Below are 22411 nucleotides of genomic sequence, written 5' to 3'. Positions count from 1 at the left end.
AGAGCGACTACTGAAAGCGCGACCCCTCAGTAAGCTGGGTAACGCCCTAATTATAATTTACTAAAATGCGTTTACAATAGCGTAGAAATCTTCCGCATTAAGCGATGCTCCACCTATTAAACCGCCATCTACATCTGGCTTAGAGAATATTTCTTGAGCATTGGCAGGCTTTACACTACCACCATATAGAATAGATACAGAGTCTGCTACCTCGTTACCGTATTTGTTAGCTAAGGTCTTTCTAATAAAGGCATGCATATCTTGTGCTTGCTCTGGGCTTGCAGTTTCTCCCGTTCCTATAGCCCAAACAGGTTCGTAGGCTAGAACAATATTTTTAAAAGCCACAGCGTTTAAGTGAAACAAGGCGTTTTTAATTTGGTTTTTGACAATAGTTTCTTCATTTCTAGATTTTCTATCAGTTAATTCCTCACCAAAACAGAAAATAACGCGCATATCATTAGTTAAAGCCGCATCCACTTTTTTGGCTAACAATTCGTCTGTTTCGTTGAAATATTCACGACGTTCACTATGACCCAGAATCACAGTTTCTACACCTACACTTTTTAACATACTTGCACTAATCTCACCTGTGTAGGCTCCATTTTCGGCAAAATGCATATTTTGAGCAACAACTACAACATTAGTGGTTCTCAAAGCTTCGAAAGCATGATATAAGTTTGTAAATGTTGGAGCAACCATAACCTCAGCGTTCGAGGTTTGAGTTTGCTTCTTTAAATCGCTTAATAATGATTCTGTATGAACTAAATCATTATTCATCTTCCAGTTTCCGGCAACAATTTGTTTTCTCATAATAGTTGGTCTTAATCTTTCTTTTGAAAGGTGTTATTAGTAGTTATTTAAAGCTGCAAAAATACTACTTTTTTAACGCGTTTACCAACTTATCGTCATCGGCTTCAACGGCCTTAAATAATTCTATGTTACCTTCTTTATTTATTATCATATATCTAGGAATCCAATCAATATCTACAAAATCTGCAAAAGGACATTTCTTTCCAGAGGGCATATAATAATGCTCCCCGTTCACTTGGTATTTATCTATACCCCTTTTCCAAGCGTCTTGTCCTCTATCTAAGGACAAGAATATGAAAACAACATCGGTATTATTAGACTGCAATGCCTTAACTTTTGGCATTCCCTTTATACAATCGCGACACCAAGACGCCCAAATATCAATAAGAATCGTTTTTCCTTTATGTTTTTCTAAAATAGATTCAAAAGCGATCTCTTCTCCTTGCAAGGTAAGGAAGGTATCATTTAATACTTCTTCTGAAAATTGCGTCGGAGCTTCTGTATTACAGCTAAGAAATGTGGTAAGTAATATTATTAGATAATTCATTTTTTTCATTTTTTTAAGTTATTATGAGTCCAATTTAGAAGAACGTGTTATTCTAGTTTTACTTTTGGATCTAACCAAACATAGATTAAGTCGACAAAAATATTTATAATTACAAACAAGGTGGCAATAATTATAACTGCGCCCATAATTACAGGCAAATCAAGTGTATTTAAGGCATTTACTATTTCTTTTCCTAGGCCATTCCATCCAAAAATATATTCCACAAAAACAGCTCCTGCAAGCATGGATGCAAACCAACCTGAAATAGCTGTAACAACAGGATTCAAAGCATTTTTTACTGCATGCTTTCTAATAATTTGGAATTCGCTGAGCCCTTTGGCTCTAGCAGTTCTTATATAATCTTGGTTAAACACTTCTAGTAACGAGTTGCGCATTAATTGAATAACAACTGCCAACGGTCGAATACCTAAAACAATAGCAGGTAATATTAAATTTTTCCATTTAATGTGCATCGCTTCCCCAAAATCGTCAAGCTCGTAAAGACTTCCAGTCATTTCTAAATTTGTGTATTTATGAAGTAGAAAACCAAAGAACCAAGCGAATAAAATTGCACTAAAAAAAGACGGTACACTCATACCCAATGTACTTAATATTTGTATCAACTTATCCACCCATGTGTCCTTGTACTGTGCAGAAATTATCCCCAAAAAGATACCCAATATAATAGCAATAATTATTGATGCCGTTGCCAAAACAAAAGTATTTGGTAATGTTTCTTTTAAAACTTGACTTACTAGTTTTCCTTGTTTAGTAAAAGACTCGCGGAAATAAGGAAATTTCAAAACAGCAGTTTTATTTCCAAATGAAAACAATCTAAATGCCATATACTTACCATCCTTTAAATGTGTATAATCATCTGGGGAATTTGAATGAATCGAAATTGGAGACAGGTCATTTAAATAATAAAAATATTGAGTAGAAATAGGTTTATCAAATCCGTATTTCTTTTTAACTAAAGCCAATTGCTCACTATCTTCATTTTGACCTAGCATCATTTGAGCAGGATCTCCTGGAAGGACATTAAATAATAGAAAAATAACCGTTACTACTCCAAATAATGTGAGTAAAGAATAAGTAATTTTATTTAGTAAGTAACTAATCAAATAGTTTATTTGTTTACACTCGTATCCTCTTGGATACTATCTTTTTTTAATTCAACATTCATAAATCCAACATAATTGTTATTCATAGATTTATTGATTGAATCCAAAATATTATTGTCAATTGTAAAGTGAAGTATGCCAACCACACCTTTTTCTTCTAAAATATCAACATCTTCCTTTGTCGAAATTTCCCCATCAACTAAATACAAAATGTTCTCTTTATTTTTTTCCTCAAAGGATAAAGCAGTTACTTTTTCAACTTCAGGCAAATCAAAATCTTCTATATCATTCCAATGCACCTTCTGCTTTACTGTGCCTTCATCTAATTCTAAAATCCCTGGATTAGCCCGAACAACAGTTTTAAGAGCTTTTTCATCGCATAAATACCATTCGAAATCAATATTATATGCTTTGTTAATTCGTCGCTTAGCCTCTTCTCCAGAGGCTGTTAATCCAATAATTTTATAGCCTTTCTTTAAAGCTTCCTTTTGAAAACCCTTTAATTTTAAGGCGCCTTCTCGTTCTATTTTCTCTAAGCTATAAGAGATAACAACTATTAAGTTTTCTTGACTCAAAAAATGAGTAGTTAAATCTTCAGCGTCATTTTCAATTGAAAAATCAACAACTGGTGGTGTATAGCCCTCTTGAATCACTTCAGTCTCAACGCTAACAAAATCTCCTTCTACACTTGGGTATTGACCATTAGTTTTGAAGACTCTTTCCTCACCATTCACATTGAATTTCCAACTATACTCTTGAATAGGCTTAGGCGCATCATCTGGAATTTCCATGCCTTTTTTAATGTTGTTTCCAATTTTGTATGCTCTAAAATCTATGGAAGGCAAATGCATTAATACATGGTAACCAAACCATAAACTAAATATGAAACCTAATAATGCTAATACAGTTGTTGGTAATCTACCAAAAAGAGGCTTTACATGTTTTACGCCAACAAAAAGAATCACTATTAAGATAAGAAGAATAACATCTTTCCAAAAAGACTCCCAAGGTTTTAATTTTAAAAAATCACCAAAACATCCACAATCTTTAACCTTTTCAAAATAAGCAGCGTAAAAGGTCAAAAATGTAAAAAACACAATCATCCCTAATAAACTCCATACTGTAAATTTAGGCTTATAACCAATTAACAAAAACACACCCAAAACCACCTCGAAAACCACTACAAAAATCGAAATCATAAGTGCATATGGTTCTAAATTAGGAATATTTAAAACATCTTGACTAAAGTATTCTTGCAACTTATAGGAAAAGCCTAATGGGTCATTAAGCTTTATAAACCCAGAAAATATAAACAATACTCCAACTAATATTCTCGATATATTAACCAGTAACTTCATACCTATACGTTGTTTAAATGAATCATAGCAAATACGGCATAATTAATCATGTCTTGATAGTTGGCATCTATGCCTTCGCTTACTAGAGTTTTTCCTTTGTTATCTTCTATCTGCTTAACGCGCAAAAGCTTTTGTAAAATTAAATCGGTTAAGCTACTTACTCTCATATCTCGCCAAGCCTCCCCGTAATCATGATTTTTATCAAGCATTAATTGCTTTGTTAAAGCAACCTGTTCCTCAAATAACTTTGTAGCCTCATCTGCAGATAAATCTGGTTGATCAACAACACCTTTTTCCAACTGAATAAGTGCCATAACCGAATAGTTTATAATCCCGATAAACTCGCTTATCTCATCTTCATCTACTTTTCTAACATCATTTTGTTGCAGACCTCTGATGCGCTGAGCTTTTATAAAAATTTGATCGGTTAATGAAGGTAATCTCAATATCCTCCAAGCACTTCCATAATCAGACATTTTTTTAATAAATAAACTTTTACAGGTGTCAATTACAGCATCGTATTGTTTTGAGGTATCTTGCATAAATTAAAATCTATTTTGCGTAAATTTCGCATAAATTATTAGAATGTTCAAAGTTTAAGGTTTAAAGTTTTAAACTATGTACAAACATCAAAGAAAACTATATGAATGACTATAAATTGTAAAGGTCAAATTATTGATTTATCGACACCAAAAGTGATGGGAGTATTAAACATTACCCCTGATTCTTTTTATGACGGAGGAAAACATAAAGATGAAACTTCCATGTTATACCATGTTGAAAGTATGTTGAAAGAAGGTGCCGCATTTATAGATCTTGGCGCTTATAGCTCTCGTCCTAATGCCGACCATGTTAGTGAAGCTATTGAGTTAAAAAGAATACTTCCCATAGTTAAATTAATTCTAAAAACTTTCCCAGACACTTTACTTTCCATTGATACTTTTAGAAGTAAGGTTGCTAAAACTTGTATTGATGCAGGCGCTGCTCTTATAAACGATATTTCAGCTGGAAAATTAGATGATAATATGCTTAATACTGTTGCCGATTCAAAGGTGCCTTTCATAATGATGCACATGCGAGGGACTCCCAAAACCATGCAAATACAAACTAATTATAATAACCTAGTGAAAGATATTTTGTTCTACTTTTCGGAAAGGATTGCAGCAGCTAGAGCGCTTGGTATTGTTGATATTATTGTAGATCCGGGCTTTGGATTTGCAAAAACTTTGGAACAAAATTATCAATTACTCAATGAATTAGAGCTTTTTAATATAATTGAAACGCCCTTATTAGTGGGTTTATCACGAAAATCTATGATTTATAAAACTTTAAACACCTCAGCTAAAGAAGCTCTAAACGGGACGTCTGTTTTAAATACAATTGCTCTACAAAAGGGTGCATCTATTTTAAGAGTGCATGATGTTAAAGAAGCCATGGAATGTGTAAAACTCATTAAATTACTAAATTATTAAGTCGTATAGATATAAATTTATGAAGAAATTAATTTTACTCTGTTTTATTTTGTTAACTGTTTCATGTGGTGAAAAAAAAGTAGTTCAATTGCCTGAAATAAAAAATTCTAAAATTACTGAAGTTAATGATATCTCTCATGCCTATTTATTCTTTAATGAAAGTATGCCAGACAGTGTTGAATTAAATAGAAAAAACCTCATTAGTACCACAAATTGGTTAATCAATGTAGATAAACGCTTAACACTTAAACAAGTTATGCCTCAAATTAAGTTTTTACAAGACAAAAAGAATAATTCAAGTCATAAGAATGAAAACGCTAAAAACTATTTTACCTGTCATAATACCAGCAGGAATGATTTGGGCTTTCTAGAGTTTACTGACGTGGTTTATCAATTAAGTGACTCCATTGGATCCTTTAAAGAATTTAATACACTCTGGGATAATAGCAAATTAGAGATATATGTTGAATCATTGAATAAAATTACATTTGCTGGCTCAACACCTAATAATGCTTTAGAAATTACGAATATTCAGAACTTAAATAAAACTTTAAACGATTTTTCGTCATTAAATATTCAAAGAATAAGTATAAATGTAAAACAATCACTTACTTTTCAAGATTATATTACTGTAAAATCAATTTTGGAAAATATAGGAATGTGGCAAAATTTAATAGATGAAAATGAATTCATTTATTAACCATATTTTCTTAAATTTACCAAAATCAACTGCCATTGGAAATATTTGATGACCTTTTAAAATTTACTGTTGTTGATATTATTGATGTTGTTCTCGTGGCGCTTCTTCTCTACTACCTCTACAAACTGGTAAAAGGCACTGTAGCAATCAATATTTTTATTGGAATTATAATTATTTATGGAGCCTGGAGACTTACCGATTTCCTTAATATGGAACTTCTTACAGGTATTTTTGGCGGTTTTATGAAAGTTGGAATTATTGCCTTAATTGTAGTATTTCAACCAGAAATTAGAAAGTTTCTTTTGATGGTGGGTTCTACCAATTTTAACAGACGCCGTAAATTCATAAAGCAATTCAGTTTCCTAAAAACGGAAACGCTAAATGAAACCGATGTAGATGCCATAATAGCTGCCTGTAATAAAATGTCGATATCTAAAACAGGAGCTTTAATCGTTTTTGAACGCAACAATAACCTTGATTTTTTATCGTCCTCGGGAGACGAAATGAATATTAAAGTAACGCAGCCTATAATTGAAAGTATCTTTTTTAAAAATAGCCCGCTTCATGACGGTGCCATTATAGTAAGTAATAATGTGGTTAAAGCGACGCGCGTGATTCTTCCTGTTAACAACGAAAAGAACATCCCACAGCGTTTTGGCCTAAGGCATAGAGCTGCAATAGGTGTTACTGAAAAAACAGATGCCTTGGCACTTATTGTTAGTGAAGAAACTGGACATATCTCTTACTTTAAAGATGGTGAGTTTGTGGTATTCGAAAATACTACCGAACTTACTCAAATGATAAAAAATGATTTAGTCTAATGCAATGTAAAAACTGTAATTCAAGTTTATTAGATGAAAGCGATTACTGCTATTCTTGCGGAGGAAAAGTTATAAGAAATCGCTTAACATTAAAAAACTTGTTTGAGCATTTCAGTGAAACATTCCTTAATTACGATAACAAATTCCTTCAAACCTTTATTACGCTCTTTAAAAACCCTGAAAATGTTATAGGTAGCTATATAAACGGTACAAGAAAAAAATATGTAAATGTGTTAAGTTACTTTGCCTTAGCCTTAACTATTACAGGATTAGAATGGTTCATTCTAAGGAAGTATTTCCCGGATGCTATTGATTTATCCAATCTTGATCTCGGTAACAATAAAAACATATCGAATACTGTTTTTCAAACTATTCAGGAAAACATGTCAATTATCATGATGTTGTTTGTACCAGTTTATGCATTAATCTCGAGACTAGTCTTTTTCAATAGAAAAGAATTTAACTATACCGAGCACTTAGTTATTTTCATGTATATATTGGCTCAATTGTCAATTTTTGGGGCTATTTTAAATATTATTGGGGCGGTTATAGGAACATCCCTAGGGCAACTTGCTTATTTGAATTTACCAATCCAAATATTGTATTCTGCTTATTGTTTAAAGCGTCTTTACAAATTATCTCTTCAAGGTATAATCCTAAGAACACTGCTCTTCATTGGAATATTCATAATATCCTACATTGTTGTAATATTTGCAATAGTTGGAATTATGTTCTTAATTGAAGGTCCAGATTTTTTCAAAAAAATTATGGAAACACAACAAGCAACTGGATAAACTAAGCTATTTCCTCTTGTAAAAACTGAACTTCGTATAAGTTTTTATAATAACCGTTTTGCTTTTTAAGTAAGTCTTTATGAGTTCCTTGTTCAACTATTTCTCCAGCATCCATAACTAAAATTTTATCTGCTTTCTTAATAGTCGCTAACCTATGGGCTATCACAATAGATGTTCTACCTTTTGTTATTTTATCGGTAGCGTTTTGTATTAATTGCTCTGAATAAGAATCCACAGAAGATGTTGCTTCATCTAAAACCAATATGCTTGGGTTCGTAACATATGCTCTTAAAAATGAAATAAGCTGACGCTGACCAGATGACAACATAACACCACGTTCCTTTACGTTGTAATGATAACCATTAGGAAGGGTCATTATAAAATCATGTATACCAATATCTTTGGCAGCTTTATGTACATCCTCTTCTGTAACCTCAGGATGATTAAGCATTATGTTATTTAATATGGTATCTGCAAACAAAAACACATCTTGTAATACCACTGCTATCTGCGTTCTTAATGAAGATAAAGTAACATCTTTAATATTGGTTTCATCAACTAAAATCTGACCATCATTGATTTCGTAAAAACGATTTAGCAAATTAATAATGGTTGATTTTCCAGCTCCAGTAGCTCCAACAATGGCAACAGTTTCTCCTGCTTCAACATTAAAAGAAACGCCTTTTAAAACCTCCTCATCCTTAACATAACTGAAGCGTACATTTTTAAATTTAATATCTCCTTTAAAGTGCTCAGCAACAAGTGTTCCTGTATCATCAATTTGAGAAGTAGTATCTATAACTTTAAACACTCTAGTAGCTGCAACCATACCCATTTGCAACGTATTAAACTTATCAGCAATTTGGCGTAATGGCCTAAAAAGCATAGGAACAAACATAATAAAAGCAATTAAATCGCCTTCTGAAACTTTTCCAGCCAGCACCACATTTAATCCTCCATACCAAGCGATTAAGCCTACTGTAATTGAACCCGACAAATCTGCAATTGGAAAGAATATAGAGTTGTACCAAACTGTTTTTAACCATCCCTTTTTATGACGTTCATTTATGGCTTTAAAGTTTTTATACTCAACCGCTTCTCTAGTAAAAAGTTGCAAAATTTTCATTCCTGTTAAGCGCTCTTGGACAAAGGAATTTAGATTTGAAACTTCAGTTCTTACTTCCTCAAAAGCTTTCTTCATAAACTTCTGAAATATACGTGTTGCATATAACAAAATTGGAAGCATAATAAATACTATGAGGCTCAACTTCAAATTTATTGAAACCATAACTATAAAAACCACAGTCATAGTTAATAAATCTCTAAAAATCATAAATAAGCCTTGTCCAAAGATATCTGCGATACGCTCCATATCGGTTACCGCTCTAGTAATAAGAACCCCGACAGAGGAATTATCAAAATACTTCATTTTAAACCGGAGTAAATGATCAAAAAGCTTAACACGAACATCCATAACCAAGTTTTGTCCTAAATAAGCCGCATAATAAATGAATGATAATTGAAAAACTGTTTGAAAAAGCAATACAGCAAGCATTATAAAGATATAAAACAGAAAGTCCTTAGACTCTTTACTTGCAATACTATCATCTATCGCATATTTAGTAATGTAAGGTGTAGCAGCACTTAAGCCAGCCAGCAAAATAACTAGAACTACTAATCCAAAAAAGACACCCTTATATGGTTGGATATACTTAAAAAGTCGTTTAAACAACTTAAAATCAAAAATATTCTCTTTTGTTTTACTCATTAATATATTTTATTTCAACTGGATAGTCGACATCTATTAAATACAATCCATGTGCAGGTACAGAAAATCCGGCTTCACTCCTATTTTTAGATTTAATAATGCTATGCATATCCAAAACCTCCAATTTCCCTAAGCCTATATTTATTAAGGTTCCAACAATGGCTCTTACCATATTTCGTAAAAACCTATCGGCCTGTATTGTAAATTGTAGCTCTTCTCCATTTAGAGATAAATCGGCCCTCATTATATTACAATAATACGTTTTTACATCGGTATTCGTTTTTGAAAAGCATTGAAAATCTTTATAATCTAATAGAATCTTCGAAGCTTTTTTCATTTTATCAATATCCAGATTTTGCTTTACATAGTAAGCGCTTTTATATCCAAAAACATCCTTTTTCAGGCTAATTCTATACAAATACGTTCTGCTTATGGCATCAAAACGTGCATGAGCATCATCTTTAACTCGAAAAATTCTCTTGATTGCAATATCTTCTTTTAAAAAAGAATTTAGCTTAAAAACAAGGTTTGAAGTATTGAATGTTTTTTCAGTATCGAAATGTGCAAACATCTGTTTCGCATGTACACCAGCATCAGTTCTTCCTGCCCCCATTATGCTTATTGAATCATCCAATAACACAGACAACCCTTTCTCTAAAGTTTCTTGAACAGTAAGGGCATTAGGTTGATTTTGCCAACCATGATAGAGACCACCATTATAAGAAAGTTCAATAAAATATCGCAAATTGTTTTAATACTTTTGTGAAAGCGTAAAGATAGCTAGATTTGTTATTCTTACACTTACAAGATTCTTAATTATATATTAAAAGATTTCATAAAATACTATGAAAAAAATATTATTGCTTTCTGATACCCATGGTTACATTGATGATGATATTTTAAAATATGCTCAACAAGCAGACGAAGTTTGGCATGCCGGTGATATTGGTGATCTAAAAGTTACAGATGCTATAAAGAAAATTAAACCAATAAAAGGCGTTTATGGAAATATTGACAATGCTAAAATTCGTGTTGAGTTTCCAGAGAACAATCGATTTAATTGTGAAAATGTTGCTGTTTGGATAACGCATATTGGTGGTTACCCTAACGCTTACAATACAAGAGTAAGAGATGCTATTCGAGCAAATCCTCCAAAATTATTTATATCTGGGCATTCCCATATTTTAAAAGTAATGCCGGATAACAAATTAAATTTATTACATATGAACCCTGGTGCTGTGGGAAAACATGGCTTTCATAAAAGTAGAACTATGCTCCGCTTTACTATTGATGGGGATAAAATTGAGAATTTAGAGGTTATAGAATTTCCAAATAGGTACCCAAAACACTAGCAGGGTTTTGTTAGGATTTAATATCTTCAATTTATAAAATAAAAAACCCAAAGCTTTAACTTTGGGTTTTACGCACTAATACTACTAAGATGTTAGGTTTATCGTAATCTATCTACAGATTTTACAAGATCTTCATCCTTCTTAATGGCCTTATTGGCTAAAACCAAAAATACGATAGAAATGATTGGAAGAAGCATCCCAATACCTTTCTCAGAAACCGCCGTTTCTCCAGATATGTTTAGAGATTGATATACAAAAAATCCTAGTAAAAAAAAGTTTAATATGATGTTAAGTCGCCCCAACATAAATTGAGATTTCCTATTCTTATATCTAAATATAGCTACAATTGAAAAAAAAGCAGACACTAAAAATGCAACAAAAACATAATTAACATCATCTGCAAAAACTTCTACACCTTCATTATTTGTCCATAAAGCCAACACATAAATTAATCCAGCCGAAACAATGGCAGCTAATAAAAGGTAAATAGTTTGAATACGTTGTAGCATGTAATTTTTAAAACTAGACCGCAAAAATAATAGAATTAATGCTAAAAATTAAAATAAAGTTGTATAATTGCAGTAATAATTCACAACAATCGCAATAGCAAGCGGTTATTTCTTCAGAATAAAAAATCATTTTTTTTCAGAATAACTCAAGTTTGTATTCAAAATTAAATATTCAATAGATTCAACTAAACATAGATGTTTGAAATTTCACAACTAAAAGAGAAAAAACTCACTGATTTACAGGAGATTGCAAAAAAACTGAACGTTCCTAAATACCGTTCACTTAAAAAACTAGACTTAGTATATCAAATACTAGACCAACAAGCCGCAGACCCTAAAGCTGTTAAAGCTGTTGTTACCCCAGAAAAAGTACAAGAGGATAAACAAGAAAAAAGACCGAGACAACGTGTTCAAAAGCCAGCACCCGCTCAAGAAAAAAAAGAGCAAGAAGTTAAGCCTAGTTCCGAAGAAAATAAACCAGTACATAAACCAAACCCAAGACCATCTAACGATAATAATAAAGATGGGCAGAACAAGCAAAACCAGCAAAATCAAAAAAGAGACAATCACTCTCAAAATAAAAACCAACATAAAAATCAAAAAAGTGGTAATGTTGAAAAAGGGAATAAAGATGGGAGAAATCGTTATCGCGAACCTGATTTTGAATTTGATGCCATAATTGAAAGTGAAGGTGTTTTAGATATCATGCAAGATGGTTATGGCTTCTTACGTTCATCAGATTATAATTACCTATCTTCTCCAGACGATATTTATGTTTCACAATCTCAAATTAGATTGTTTGGTTTAAAAACAGGTGATACCGTTTTGGGCCATGTTCGTCCTCCAAAAGAAGGTGAAAAATATTTTCCACTTATTAAAGTGAGTAAAATTAATGGTCAAAATCCTAACGTTGTTAGAGACCGTGTGTCTTTTGAACATTTAACACCATTATTTCCTCAAGAAAAATTTGACATTGCTGAAAAGCAGAGTACTATTTCTACGCGAATTATGGATTTGTTCTCTCCTATTGGAAAAGGACAGCGTGGTATGATTGTATCACAACCAAAAACGGGTAAAACCATGCTTTTAAAAGATGTTGCAAATGCCATCGCTGCAAATCACCCAGAAGTATATCAAATGATATTACTTATTGATGAACGTCCAGAGGAGGTAACAGATATGCAACGAAATGTTCGTGGAGAAGTTATTGCCTCTACTTTTGATAAAGAAGCACATGAGCATGTGAAAATTGCTAATATTGTGCTTGAAAAAGCAAAACGATTAGTTGAATGTGGTCATGATGTAGTCATACTTTTAGACTCTATTACCCGTTTAGCTAGAGCTTACAATACAGTGCAACCAGCATCGGGTAAAATTCTTAGTGGTGGTGTTGATGCCAACGCATTGCACAAGCCCAAACGTTTTTTTGGTGCCGCTCGTAACATAGAAAATGGAGGGTCACTTACTATTATCGCAACTGCACTTACAGAAACTGGTTCTAAAATGGACGAGGTTATTTTTGAAGAGTTTAAAGGTACTGGTAATATGGAACTTCAGTTGGATAGAAAAATTTCAAACCGTAGAATTTTCCCAGCAATTGATTTAACATCCTCAAGTACACGCCGTGACGACATTCTGTTAGATGATAATACCATTCAACGTATGTGGGTAATGCGTAAATATCTTGCAGATATGAATCCTGTTGAAGCCATGGAGTTTATTAATGATAGGTTTAAACAAACCAGAAATAATGAAGAATTTTTAATATCTATGAATGGATAATTGAAATATTAACTAGACTAACTCAAACTTTAAACGTCTTTGCATAAATGTAAAGACGTTTTTTATTTGACAAGAACAAAAGTTATACTATAAAACAGTAATTTCGTTTTTAATAACACCAACAAAAAAAGCCTCTCATTTCTGAGAAGCTTTGAATATTTTAAAATTCTATATCTAATTATAGTGCAGCAATATGATTTGCTAAACCAGATTTTAAGTTAGCTGCCTTGTTAGCATGAATTACGTTTTTCTTTGCAAGTTTATCTAACATAGAAACTACCGTAGGAAACATTTTTTCAGCTTCTTTTTTATCAGTTAACTCACGTAATTTCTTAATCGCATTACGAGTCGTCTTATGCTGATACTTGTTAATTAAGCGTTTTGCTTCGTTACTTCTAATTCTCTTTAATGCTGACTTATGATTTGCCATTTTATTTTTCTTAATTTTTTAATTGTAGCCCGTAGGGGAATCGAACCCCTCTTACCAGGATGAAAACCTGGCGTCCTAGCCGATAGACGAACGGGCCATTGTTTTTTTGAGTGTGCAAATATAAATTTTAAAATTTAGACTTGCAATTGTTTCAAATAACGTACAACGTTTCCATTGCGGATGCAAAAATACAACTATTTTTAAATGTTGCAAGAGCTAAATAATCTTTTTTTAAAAAAAATTATTAGACTCTTGTTTTTTATATTTTAATAGGCTTTCGCGAATAATACTCTACGTTTTGACGGGTTTCCAGTGTAAACACAATCACCCATTTCTTCAATGCCTTCTAAAGGAATGCATCTAATTGTTGCCTTTGTTAATTCTTTTATCTTGTCCTCGGTTTCAGCAGTGCCATCCCAATGTGCCGACACAAAACCTGTTTTTGATTCTAAAACCTCTATAAATTCGTCAAAATTATCAACTTCAGTAATATGGTTATTTCTAAAATCTAATGCTTTATTAAATAAGTCCTTTTGTATTGTCTTTAATAGTGCTTCAATTTTATCAGATAGCCCTTCCATTGCAACCACTTCCTTTGTTAAGGTATCGCGACGTGCAATTTCAACGGTTCCATTAGCTAAATCTCTAGCTCCTATAGCAATTCTAAGTGGAACACCTTGTAATTCATGCTGAGCAAATTTGGCTCCCGGTCTGTGTGTGGTTCTATTATCATACTTCACAGTAATATTTTTACCTCTTAGTTCACTTAAAATGGTATTGGCAACATTAGTAATTGCTTCCAAATCTTCCTCACTCTTATATATAGGTACAATAACCACTTGATTTGGTGCGAGACTTGGCGGCAATACTAGACCATTATCATCACTATGAGTCATTATTAAAGCACCCATTAAACGTGTAGAAACACCCCAAGATGTCGCCCACACATAATCCTGCTTACCTTCTTTATTGGCAAACTTAACATCAAAAGCCTTTGCGAAATTCTGTCCAAGAAAATGCGATGTTCCAGCCTGCAGTGCTTTCCCATCTTGCATCAATGCCTCAATACAATAAGTCTCTTCGGCTCCAGCAAATCGTTCGCTTTCAGTTTTTATACCTTGAATAACAGGGATAGCCATAAAATTTTCTGCAAATTTTGCATATACGTCATTCATTAATTCGGCTTCTGCAAGCGCTTCTTTTTTAGTTTCATGAGCTGTATGTCCTTCTTGCCATAAAAACTCTGCGGTTCTTAAAAACAATCGCGTTCGCATCTCCCACCTTACAACATTTGCCCATTGGTTGATTAAAAGCGGTAAATCTCTATAGGACTGTATCCACCCTCTATACGTATTCCAAATAATAGCTTCACTAGTAGGTCTTACCACAAGCTCTTCTTCCAATTTCGCTTTAGGATCTACACGCAGTTTCCCTTTATTATCCGGATCATTTTGTAATCTGTAATGAGTAACTACGGCACACTCCTTGGCAAAACCTTCAGCATTTTTCTCTTCAGCTTCAAACAAACTTTTAGGAACAAAAAGTGGAAAATAAGCGTTTTGATGCCCCGTTTCTTTGAACATTTTATCCAACTCATCCTGCATTTTCTCCCAAATAGCATAACCATAAGGCTTAATAACCATACATCCTCTAACTGCAGAATTCTCTGCTAGGTCTGCCTTGACAACCAATTCGTTATACCATTTTGAATAATCTTCAGCTCTACTCGTAAGTTTTTTACTCATATTAATGTTTTGGCACAAATATTGTGACTTAGTTATACAGAAAAATAGTTCAGCAAAACTAACTATTTTTGTTATGTTCAACAATTAAATTCTTTAGATATGCAATTAAATAACTACCTCAAAAGGAAAATGCCACTAATAGTGATTTTTGGCTTACTAGTTACCTTAACATCTTGTGGTTCTTATCAATATGTAGGTGTTGACAATGATGGTATTTACGGCACTACCGAAAACACATCCCAATACGAAGAAGCAGTTGTTGAAATCCCAAATCAATCCAACAGCAATTATTACACAAACTATTTTAGAAATAAAGCTTTAGAAGCAGAAAATGTATCTGCTGAAGATGCTATTTTTACGGATATTGATTCTTATGAAAGCGAGAATTTTGATGACAACGGTGCATTAGCCAACGATTATCAAGGAAACGCTGGTTGGGGACAAAATAGCAATAACGTAACGATCAACTATATTGACAACGGTTGGAACAATTGGGGTTGGAATGCTGGCTTTGGTTGGGGCTGGGGTTGGAATAATTGGGGCTGGAATAATTGGGGTTGGAACCGCTGGAACAATTGGGGCTGGAATGGTGGCTTTGGTTGGGGTTGGAACAACTGGGGTTGGAATGCTGGTTTCGGTTGGGGCTGGAACAACTGGGGTTGGAATGGCTTTTATGGAAATAGATATTATGGAAGAAACTACGCTTATAACGCTGGAAGAAGAGGCGCTTATTATGGAAGAAATACAGGCATTAGTCGTCGTAATAGCTCATTATCAAGGCGCTCTAGTGTTACAAGCCGAAATACAAGAACAAATTCAAGATATTACACCTCACGTAGAAGTAGTGTAGCTTCAAATAGCAACAGATCTGGAGTAAATTCTAATACAGCTAGACGTACTAGAAGTGCATATTCTTCTCCAAATAACCGATACAGTAGTCAAAACTCACGTGGTACTTCAACCATGAGACGCAGTCGCCCGGTATCACCATCATCGAACTCTAGAATAAGATCTTCATCGTCTACAGCAAGGAGGAATTCGAGTTCTATTTATAGATCGTCTCCTTCTTACAACAATAATAGAAGCTCATCAAATAATACCTTTAGTAGAAGAAGTTCATCTTCAGGTAATAACAGAAGTTATACTCCTAGCAGAAGTAGCTCAAGATCTAGTTCTAGCACGAGGTCGTCAAGTAGCAGAGGCAGCAGTAGAAGTTCTGGATCAACAAGCAGAAGACGCGGATAAAATCATTAAAAACTAAAATCAATTAAACATGTAATGACCCAATGTTACTCGTTAACTAATACTTCTATGCGAAATTGGAGATTTACATTTGACCTTTAAAAATAAATTTAACAGATGAAAAAGTTACAAGTACTATTCATAAGCATTCTTTCCATGTCTACATTTTACGGTCAAGACATTACAGATGCGCTTCGTTATTCTCAAAGTGAAATTCAAGGAACGGCTCGTTTTAGAGCGTTAAGTGGTGCTTTTGGAGCCCTTGGTGGCGACATGAGTGCTGTAAGTATAAACCCTGCTGGAGCTGCTGTTTTTACCCAAAGTCACGCTTCATTTAGCTTATCCAACGCGGAAGTAGATAATCACACGAGATATTTTAATGGTTTAGGTTCCACCAGTGAGTCTAATTTCGACATTCATCAAGGAGGTGCTGTTTTTGTTTTTGCCAGTAACAATAGTTCCCCTTGGAAAAAATTCACGTTAGGAATTGCCTATGATAAAACTAACAATTTTGATGATAATTGGTTTGCATTTGGGACAAATACTAATAGCAATAACTTCAACAATACTATTGCTAGTTACTTCTTTGATTATGCTGATGGTTTAAGGTTTGATGAAATTTCTGCCTTCGATGGAGAAACGCTTGCACAAGCTTACCAAGAAATAGGAAGTGTCTATGGTTTTGGTAATCAACAAGCTTTTTTAGGATATGAATCCTTCATTTTAGATCCAGAGTTTAATACTGATGATAACACGTCCTATTTAATCAATCTAGGTGAAGGCAACTTTAATCATGACTATTCTGTTGTTTCAACTGGTTATAACGGTAAGATATCCTTTAACGTAGCCACGCAATATGAAGACAATTTATATTTAGGGCTAAACATAAATTCGCACTTTATAGATTATCAAAGATCCAACTTACTTTTTGAAGAAAACTCTAATGGCTCTGATGTTGACTTTATAGAATTTGAAAACAATTTATCCACAACAGGAACTGGTTTTTCCTTCCAATTAGGAGGTATTTTAAAACTAAGTCCAGAATTTAGAGTTGGCTTAACCTATGATTCTCCCACATGGTTCACAATTGAAGAAGAATCAACTCAATACTTGGGTACAGATGGTATTAATGGTTTTGTTGAAATAAATCCTCAAGTTGTAAATATATTCCCAGAATATAAAATAAAAACACCTTCTAAAGTTACAGGAAGTTTAGCATATATTTTTGGCCAAAAAGGCTTAATAAGTTTTGATTACTCTACAAAAGACTACAGTAAAACCGAGTTTAGACCTACCTCTGATCCTGCTTTTGCCGATGAAAATAATTTTATTGGCAACACCCTTACTGATGCAGCAACCTATAGATTTGGTGGTGAATACAAGCACAAGCAATTTAGTTTTAGAGGTGGCTATCGTTTTGAAGAAAGTCCTTATGCAAATGGTTTAACTGTAGGCGATTTAACTGGGTATTCATTAGGTTTAGGGTACAATTTCGGAAACACAAAGTTAGATTTAACTTACGATCAATCTGAGCGTTCTTTTGAAACACCTCTTTATAGCATTGGATTAATTGATACAGTTTCAATTGACCGAACAAACTCAAACATTACATTATCTCTGAGTTTTAATATTTAAAAAAATAAAAGTTCCATTATTAAAAAGCTTGAACTAATAGTTCAAGCTTTTTGATTTTTGGTGTAATTATTAAACAATAGCTTAGACTAAAACATAATATTAATTAATTGTACAGAAAAGTATATAAAAAGTGAAATGCTTATCTTTGCAAATTAAATTTTGACTTATTAATCATGGCATTTGATAGTAATATAGAAGATTTTGATTCATTAGGAAATGAGCACATTGGCACATCCGAAAATACGCCTATGCGTGGTGATGCATTTAAGCTTACAAACGAGGAGAAAATAGATATTATAAAAGATGATGTTCGCCATATTATGGAAACATTAGGATTAGATTTAAGTGATGACAGTTTAAGTGGAACTCCTAATCGTGTGGCAAAAATGTTTGTTAAGGAAATTTTTGGAGGTCTAGACCCAAACAAAAAACCAAGCGCGTCTACGTTCGATAATAAATACAAGTATGGAGAAATGCTAGTTGAAAAAAACATTACCGTTTATTCAACTTGCGAACATCATTTGCTCCCTATTGTTGGAAAAGCTCACATAGCTTATATATCTAACGGCACTGTAGTTGGTCTATCTAAAATGAATCGCATTGTTGATTACTTTGCTAAACGACCCCAAGTTCAAGAGCGTTTAACCATACAAATAGTTAGAGAACTTCAAGAGGTTTTAGGCACAAAGGATGTTGCTTGCGTTATTGATGCCAAGCATTTGTGTGTTAATTCTAGAGGGATTCGCGATATTGAAAGTAGTACTGTAACTTCAGAATTTGGTGGAAAATTTAAAGATATGGCAACGCGTCGAGAGTTTCTTGATTATATTAAATTAGACACAAAGTTTTAGTTTCAGAAAAGACAATTTCATTAATTTATCAAGCAATACCAATGCCATTATACCAAACTAATCCTATCAAAATATATAACTCCATTACTGGTAAAAAGGAAATTTTCAAACCTATTAACGAAGGTCATATCGGCATGTATGTTTGTGGCCCTACTGTTTACAGTAACGTCCATTTAGGTAATGTTAGAACCTTTATGTCTTTTGATATGGTATTCCGTTATTTAAAGCATTTAGGATATAAAGTTCGATATGTTCGTAATATTACCGATGCAGGACATTTAGAAAACGATGAAGATGCAGGTGAGGATAAAGTAGCAAAAAAGGCACGCTTAGAGCAAATTGAGCCTATGGAAGTTGTACAACGCTATACGGTTGACTTTCATAATATTCTGAATACTTTTAATTTCTTACCTCCCAGCATTGAACCAACAGCAACAGGTCATATCATCGAACAAATTGAACTTATTAATAAAATCATTGAAAATGGTTTTGCCTATGAAGTTAATGGTTCAGTATATTTTGACGTGCACAAGTTCAATGAAGCACATGAATATGGTAAACTTAGTAAGCGTAAATTAGAAGATTTAATTCATAATACGCGCGCTTTAGACGGGCAAAGCGATAAGAAAAATCCACAAGATTTTGCGCTTTGGAAAAAAGCCGAACCTCAGCATATCATGCGCTGGCCTTCACCCTGGAGTGATGGATTCCCAGGTTGGCATTTGGAGTGTACCGCAATGAGTACTAAATATTTGGGAGAACAGTTTGACATACACGGTGGTGGAATGGATTTAAAATTCCCACATCACGAATGCGAAATAGCACAAAACGAAGCTGCCAAAGGTATATCGCCAGTAAACTATTGGATGCACGCCAATATGCTAGAATTAAATGGCTCTAGAATGTCTAAATCTACTGGAAACACGGTAAACCCAAGTGAGTTGCTGTCTGGAGAAAACAAGTTTTTCAGTAAAGCTTTTACACCAGGGGTAATTCGTTTTTTTAACGCGCAATCGTCCTACAGAAGTGTTTTAGATTTAACAAATGATGGTTTACTTGCCAGTGAAAAAGGCTTTTATAGACTGATGGATGGCATGAGCTTATTAAATAGCATAAAAGCATCCGATAATTCCACAATTGATATTGCAACATGGAGACAGAATTGTTATGATGCCATGAATGACGATTTTAATTCGCCTATTCTCATTGCTAATTTGTTTGAAGCTGTAAAATATATCAATCAAATAAAGGAAGGAAAAGCCAGTATTACAAAAGACGATTTAGAGCTTTTTAAATCTACAATGCATGCTTTTGTTTTAGATGTATTAGGTTTAGAGAACACGGCCGAATCTAACTCCGGAAGTGATAAATTAGCAGGTGCTGTCGATGTTTTGATAAAACTAAGACAAGAAGCAAGAGCAAACAAAGATTTTGCATTATCTGACAAAATTAGAGATGAATTAGCCGCAGTTGGTATTCAGCTAAAAGACGGTAAAGAAGGCACAACATTTACGACTAATTAAGTAATTTGTCATTCTGAACGAGAATTGCATTTCAATTAAACAGATTCCTAATTTCTCAGGAATAACAAATGAAAAAACTACTCATAGCCCCGTTTTTGTTTTTAATAAAAGTCTATCAAACTTTAATATCACCACTAACACCTGCTACTTGTAGATTTCAACCTACATGCTCGCATTACTCTATTGAAGCACTTAAAAAATATGGTTTGTTTAAAGGTGGTTGGTTGGCTATAAAGCGGATTTTTAGTTGCCATCCTTGGGGTGGTTCTGGCTACGACCCAGTACCTTAATTATATTCAAAAAGTAAAAAGCAATTTTTCAAATGTTTCTTTTTAGAGGCAGATTGGGGTGCTTACTTTATGTTTCATCTGAAAAACGCTTTTTAAAAAGTTTATTTTTGGTTAAAACAAATATATATAAAAATATAGATGAAATGCAAATTTTATCGATAAAATGTATTTTTAAATACCTTTTGGTATGTTTTTTAATATCTCTAAAACAAACTTCCAATACTTTTGAACCGATGAAATTTGTGCACGTTCATCAGGTGAGTGTGCACCTTTTATATTAGGTCCAAAACTAATCATATCCATCTCTGGGTAATTTTGCCCTAAAATACCACATTCTAATCCGGCATGACAAGCCGCTACATGTGGTTTTTCACCATTTAATTCTTCATATAACTTAGTCATAACTTTCAAAATCTTAGAGTCCATGTTTGGCGTCCAACCAGGATAATCTCCAGAAAGCTCCACTTCACAACCTGTTAATTCAAAAGTAGAACGAAGCGTATTCGCTAAATCCATTTTAGAACTTTCTACCGAGGAACGAGTCAAGCATCCTACTTTAATTTCACCATCTTTCACTATAACTCTTGCAATATTATTAGAGGTCTCAACCAATTCCGGAATATCTGCACTCATTCTGTAAACACCATTAAGCGCTGCATACATTGCTCTAGTAAAACCTTCTTGAACCCCTAAATCCATAATTAATTTTGGTGTTTTAATTTTTGAAACCTCAATCACCAAATCAGGTTCCATAGTTTTAATCTCTTTCTTTATGGCATTGGAAAGTATATTTATGTCTAATAAAAAAGCGTCTTCATGAATAGCGTCTATAGCAACAATAGCATTGCTCTCTCTTGGAATAGCGTTGCGTAAACTTCCTCCATCAATTTCAGAAATACGCAAACCAAAATTCTCGAAACCATCAAAAAGTAAACGGTTCAAAATTTTATTAGCGTTACCCAAACCTTCATGTATTTGCATACCCGAATGACCACCTTGCAAACCCTTAACCTCTATTTTATAACCAATCTTATACTCAGGTGTCTCTTCCTCTTCGTAACTTCTTGTCGCCGTAACGTCAATACCTCCTGCACATCCCACGCCTATTTCATCATCTTCTTCTGTATCTAAATTCAAAAGTATTCCGCCAGATAATAATCCGCCTTTTAATCCCATGGCGCCGGTCATTCCCGTTTCTTCATCAATAGTAAATAACGCTTCAATAGCTGGATGTGGAATTTCGGTGCTTTCTAAAATCGCCATAATTGTTGCAACGCCTAAACCATTATCTGCACCCAAAGTAGTGCCTTTAGCTCTAACCCAATCGCCATCTACATACATTTCGATACCTTGATTATCAAAATCAAATACCGTATGATTATTTTTTTGATGTACCATATCTAAATGCGATTGCATCACAACTGTGGTTCTATCTCCCATACCAGCTCTTGCAGGCTTTTTAATGATAACATTTCCAACCTTATCTACAATAGTTTCTAAACCAAGGTTTTCGCCAAAATTTTTCATAAAGGCTATAACCCGTTCTTCCTTTTTTGAAGGTCTTGGAACTGCGTTTAAATCGGCAAATTTATTCCACAATGCTTTAGGCTCTAATTGTCTTATTTCTGAATTCATAATAGTAAAAGTATAGTGAACAA

General features: G+C 33.5%; 22 protein-coding genes and 1 tRNA gene. 11 read left to right on the top strand and 12 right to left on the bottom strand.

Features of this window, described 5'->3' with window-relative positions; genetic code table 11:
• Positions 1-60 precede the first annotated feature (60 nt).
• From tpiA to FEF17_RS09770, 5 genes are all read right to left on the bottom strand, one after another.
• A complete protein-coding gene (gene tpiA, locus FEF17_RS09790) occupies positions 61-810 on the bottom strand; it encodes a triose-phosphate isomerase (protein WP_139002223.1) in 750 nt (249 codons plus the stop codon).
• Positions 811-874: 64 nt separating this feature from the next.
• Complete coding sequence (locus FEF17_RS09785) at positions 875-1357, bottom strand: TlpA family protein disulfide reductase (RefSeq protein WP_246046830.1); 483 nt, start codon at positions 1355-1357, stop codon at positions 875-877.
• A gap of 47 nt (positions 1358-1404) precedes the next feature.
• On the bottom strand, positions 1405-2481 hold the full coding sequence (locus FEF17_RS09780; RefSeq protein WP_139002221.1) for an ABC transporter permease: 1077 nt from the start codon (positions 2479-2481) through the stop codon (positions 1405-1407).
• Positions 2482-2486: 5 nt separating this feature from the next.
• A complete protein-coding gene (locus FEF17_RS09775) occupies positions 2487-3839 on the bottom strand; it encodes a BT_3928 family protein (RefSeq protein ID WP_139002220.1) in 1353 nt (450 codons plus the stop codon).
• Between the two features lie 2 nt (positions 3840-3841).
• Positions 3842-4381, bottom strand: coding sequence for a DUF1599 domain-containing protein (locus FEF17_RS09770; protein WP_139002219.1), 540 nt, complete (start codon positions 4379-4381; stop codon positions 3842-3844).
• 105 nt (positions 4382-4486) lie between these two features.
• On the opposite strand from FEF17_RS09770, the gene folP reads away from it, so the two are divergent.
• The 4 genes from folP to FEF17_RS09750 are packed head-to-tail and all read left to right on the top strand — an operon-like array spanning position 4487 to position 7626.
• Complete coding sequence (gene folP / locus FEF17_RS09765) at positions 4487-5311, top strand: dihydropteroate synthase (protein ID WP_139002218.1); 825 nt, start codon at positions 4487-4489, stop codon at positions 5309-5311.
• A 19-nt stretch (positions 5312-5330) separates the two neighbouring features.
• Positions 5331-6011, top strand: coding sequence for a hypothetical protein (locus FEF17_RS09760; RefSeq protein ID WP_139002217.1), 681 nt, complete (start codon positions 5331-5333; stop codon positions 6009-6011).
• Between the two features lie 35 nt (positions 6012-6046).
• Positions 6047-6832: a diadenylate cyclase gene (locus tag FEF17_RS09755; protein ID WP_139002216.1), complete on the top strand. Its 786-nt coding sequence runs from the start codon at positions 6047-6049 to the stop codon at positions 6830-6832.
• Positions 6832-7626 carry a DUF3667 domain-containing protein gene (locus FEF17_RS09750; protein WP_139002215.1) on the top strand — a complete coding sequence of 265 codons (795 nt, stop codon included), beginning with the start codon at positions 6832-6834 and terminating at the stop codon, positions 7624-7626. Before FEF17_RS09755 ends, FEF17_RS09750 begins: the two co-directional genes overlap by 1 nt.
• A 1-nt stretch (position 7627) precedes the next feature.
• On the opposite strand, the gene FEF17_RS09745 is transcribed toward FEF17_RS09750, so the two are convergent.
• Both FEF17_RS09745 and truA read right to left on the bottom strand, forming a co-directional pair.
• Positions 7628-9394: an ABC transporter ATP-binding protein gene (locus tag FEF17_RS09745; RefSeq protein ID WP_139002214.1), complete on the bottom strand. Its 1767-nt coding sequence runs from the start codon at positions 9392-9394 to the stop codon at positions 7628-7630.
• Entirely contained in the window at positions 9387-10139 is a 753-nt protein-coding gene (gene truA / locus FEF17_RS09740; protein ID WP_139002213.1) for a tRNA pseudouridine(38-40) synthase TruA, read from the bottom strand. The genes FEF17_RS09745 and truA overlap by 8 nt, the downstream gene beginning before the upstream one ends.
• A 100-nt stretch (positions 10140-10239) precedes the next feature.
• On the opposite strand from truA, the gene FEF17_RS09735 reads away from it, so the two are divergent.
• Entirely contained in the window at positions 10240-10746 is a 507-nt protein-coding gene (locus tag FEF17_RS09735; RefSeq protein ID WP_139002212.1) for a metallophosphoesterase family protein, read from the top strand.
• Positions 10747-10844: 98 nt separating this feature from the next.
• Here the strand turns inward: FEF17_RS09735 and FEF17_RS09730 are convergent, their stop codons facing one another.
• Complete coding sequence (locus FEF17_RS09730) at positions 10845-11255, bottom strand: DUF4293 domain-containing protein (protein WP_139002211.1); 411 nt, start codon at positions 11253-11255, stop codon at positions 10845-10847.
• A gap of 195 nt (positions 11256-11450) precedes the next feature.
• On the opposite strand from FEF17_RS09730, the gene rho reads away from it, so the two are divergent.
• A complete protein-coding gene (gene rho, locus FEF17_RS09725; RefSeq protein WP_139002210.1) occupies positions 11451-13037 on the top strand; it encodes a transcription termination factor Rho in 1587 nt (528 codons plus the stop codon).
• A 178-nt stretch (positions 13038-13215) separates the two neighbouring features.
• Here the strand turns inward: rho and rpsT are convergent, their stop codons facing one another.
• The 3 genes from rpsT to proS form a co-directional block, all read right to left on the bottom strand.
• The gene (rpsT, locus tag FEF17_RS09720; RefSeq protein WP_139002209.1) at positions 13216-13467 is read right to left on the bottom strand and encodes a 30S ribosomal protein S20; all 252 of its coding nucleotides are present in this window, start codon (positions 13465-13467) and stop codon (positions 13216-13218) included.
• A 25-nt stretch (positions 13468-13492) separates the two neighbouring features.
• Positions 13493-13564: transfer RNA gene (locus FEF17_RS09715), tRNA-Glu, on the bottom strand.
• 169 nt (positions 13565-13733) lie between these two features.
• Complete coding sequence (proS, locus tag FEF17_RS09710; protein WP_139002208.1) at positions 13734-15212, bottom strand: proline--tRNA ligase; 1479 nt, start codon at positions 15210-15212, stop codon at positions 13734-13736.
• A gap of 99 nt (positions 15213-15311) precedes the next feature.
• Between proS and FEF17_RS09705 the strand changes: the two genes are divergently transcribed.
• The 5 genes from FEF17_RS09705 (at position 15312) to yidD (ending at position 20753) form a co-directional block, all read left to right on the top strand.
• A complete protein-coding gene (locus FEF17_RS09705) occupies positions 15312-16457 on the top strand; it encodes a hypothetical protein (RefSeq protein ID WP_139002207.1) in 1146 nt (381 codons plus the stop codon).
• A gap of 114 nt (positions 16458-16571) precedes the next feature.
• Positions 16572-18089 carry an OmpP1/FadL family transporter gene (locus FEF17_RS09700; protein WP_170180996.1) on the top strand — a complete coding sequence of 506 codons (1518 nt, stop codon included), beginning with the start codon at positions 16572-16574 and terminating at the stop codon, positions 18087-18089.
• Positions 18090-18262: 173 nt separating this feature from the next.
• Positions 18263-18940: a GTP cyclohydrolase I FolE gene (gene folE, locus FEF17_RS09695; RefSeq protein WP_139002206.1), complete on the top strand. Its 678-nt coding sequence runs from the start codon at positions 18263-18265 to the stop codon at positions 18938-18940.
• A gap of 41 nt (positions 18941-18981) precedes the next feature.
• Positions 18982-20463, top strand: coding sequence for a cysteine--tRNA ligase (gene cysS / locus FEF17_RS09690; protein ID WP_139002205.1), 1482 nt, complete (start codon positions 18982-18984; stop codon positions 20461-20463).
• A gap of 68 nt (positions 20464-20531) precedes the next feature.
• Positions 20532-20753, top strand: a complete 222-nt coding sequence (gene yidD, locus FEF17_RS09685) for a membrane protein insertion efficiency factor YidD (RefSeq protein ID WP_139002204.1) — start codon at positions 20532-20534, stop codon at positions 20751-20753.
• 171 nt (positions 20754-20924) lie between these two features.
• On the opposite strand, the gene FEF17_RS09680 is transcribed toward yidD, so the two are convergent.
• Positions 20925-22388, bottom strand: a complete 1464-nt coding sequence (locus tag FEF17_RS09680) for an aminoacyl-histidine dipeptidase (RefSeq protein WP_139002203.1) — start codon at positions 22386-22388, stop codon at positions 20925-20927.
• Positions 22389-22411: the final 23 nt, after the last annotated feature.

Source organism: Hyunsoonleella aestuarii (genome assembly GCF_006148925.1).
GTDB classification, from domain to species: domain Bacteria; phylum Bacteroidota; class Bacteroidia; order Flavobacteriales; family Flavobacteriaceae; genus Algibacter_D; species Algibacter_D aestuarii.
This window is presented reverse-complemented; position numbering and strand designations above follow the sequence as displayed.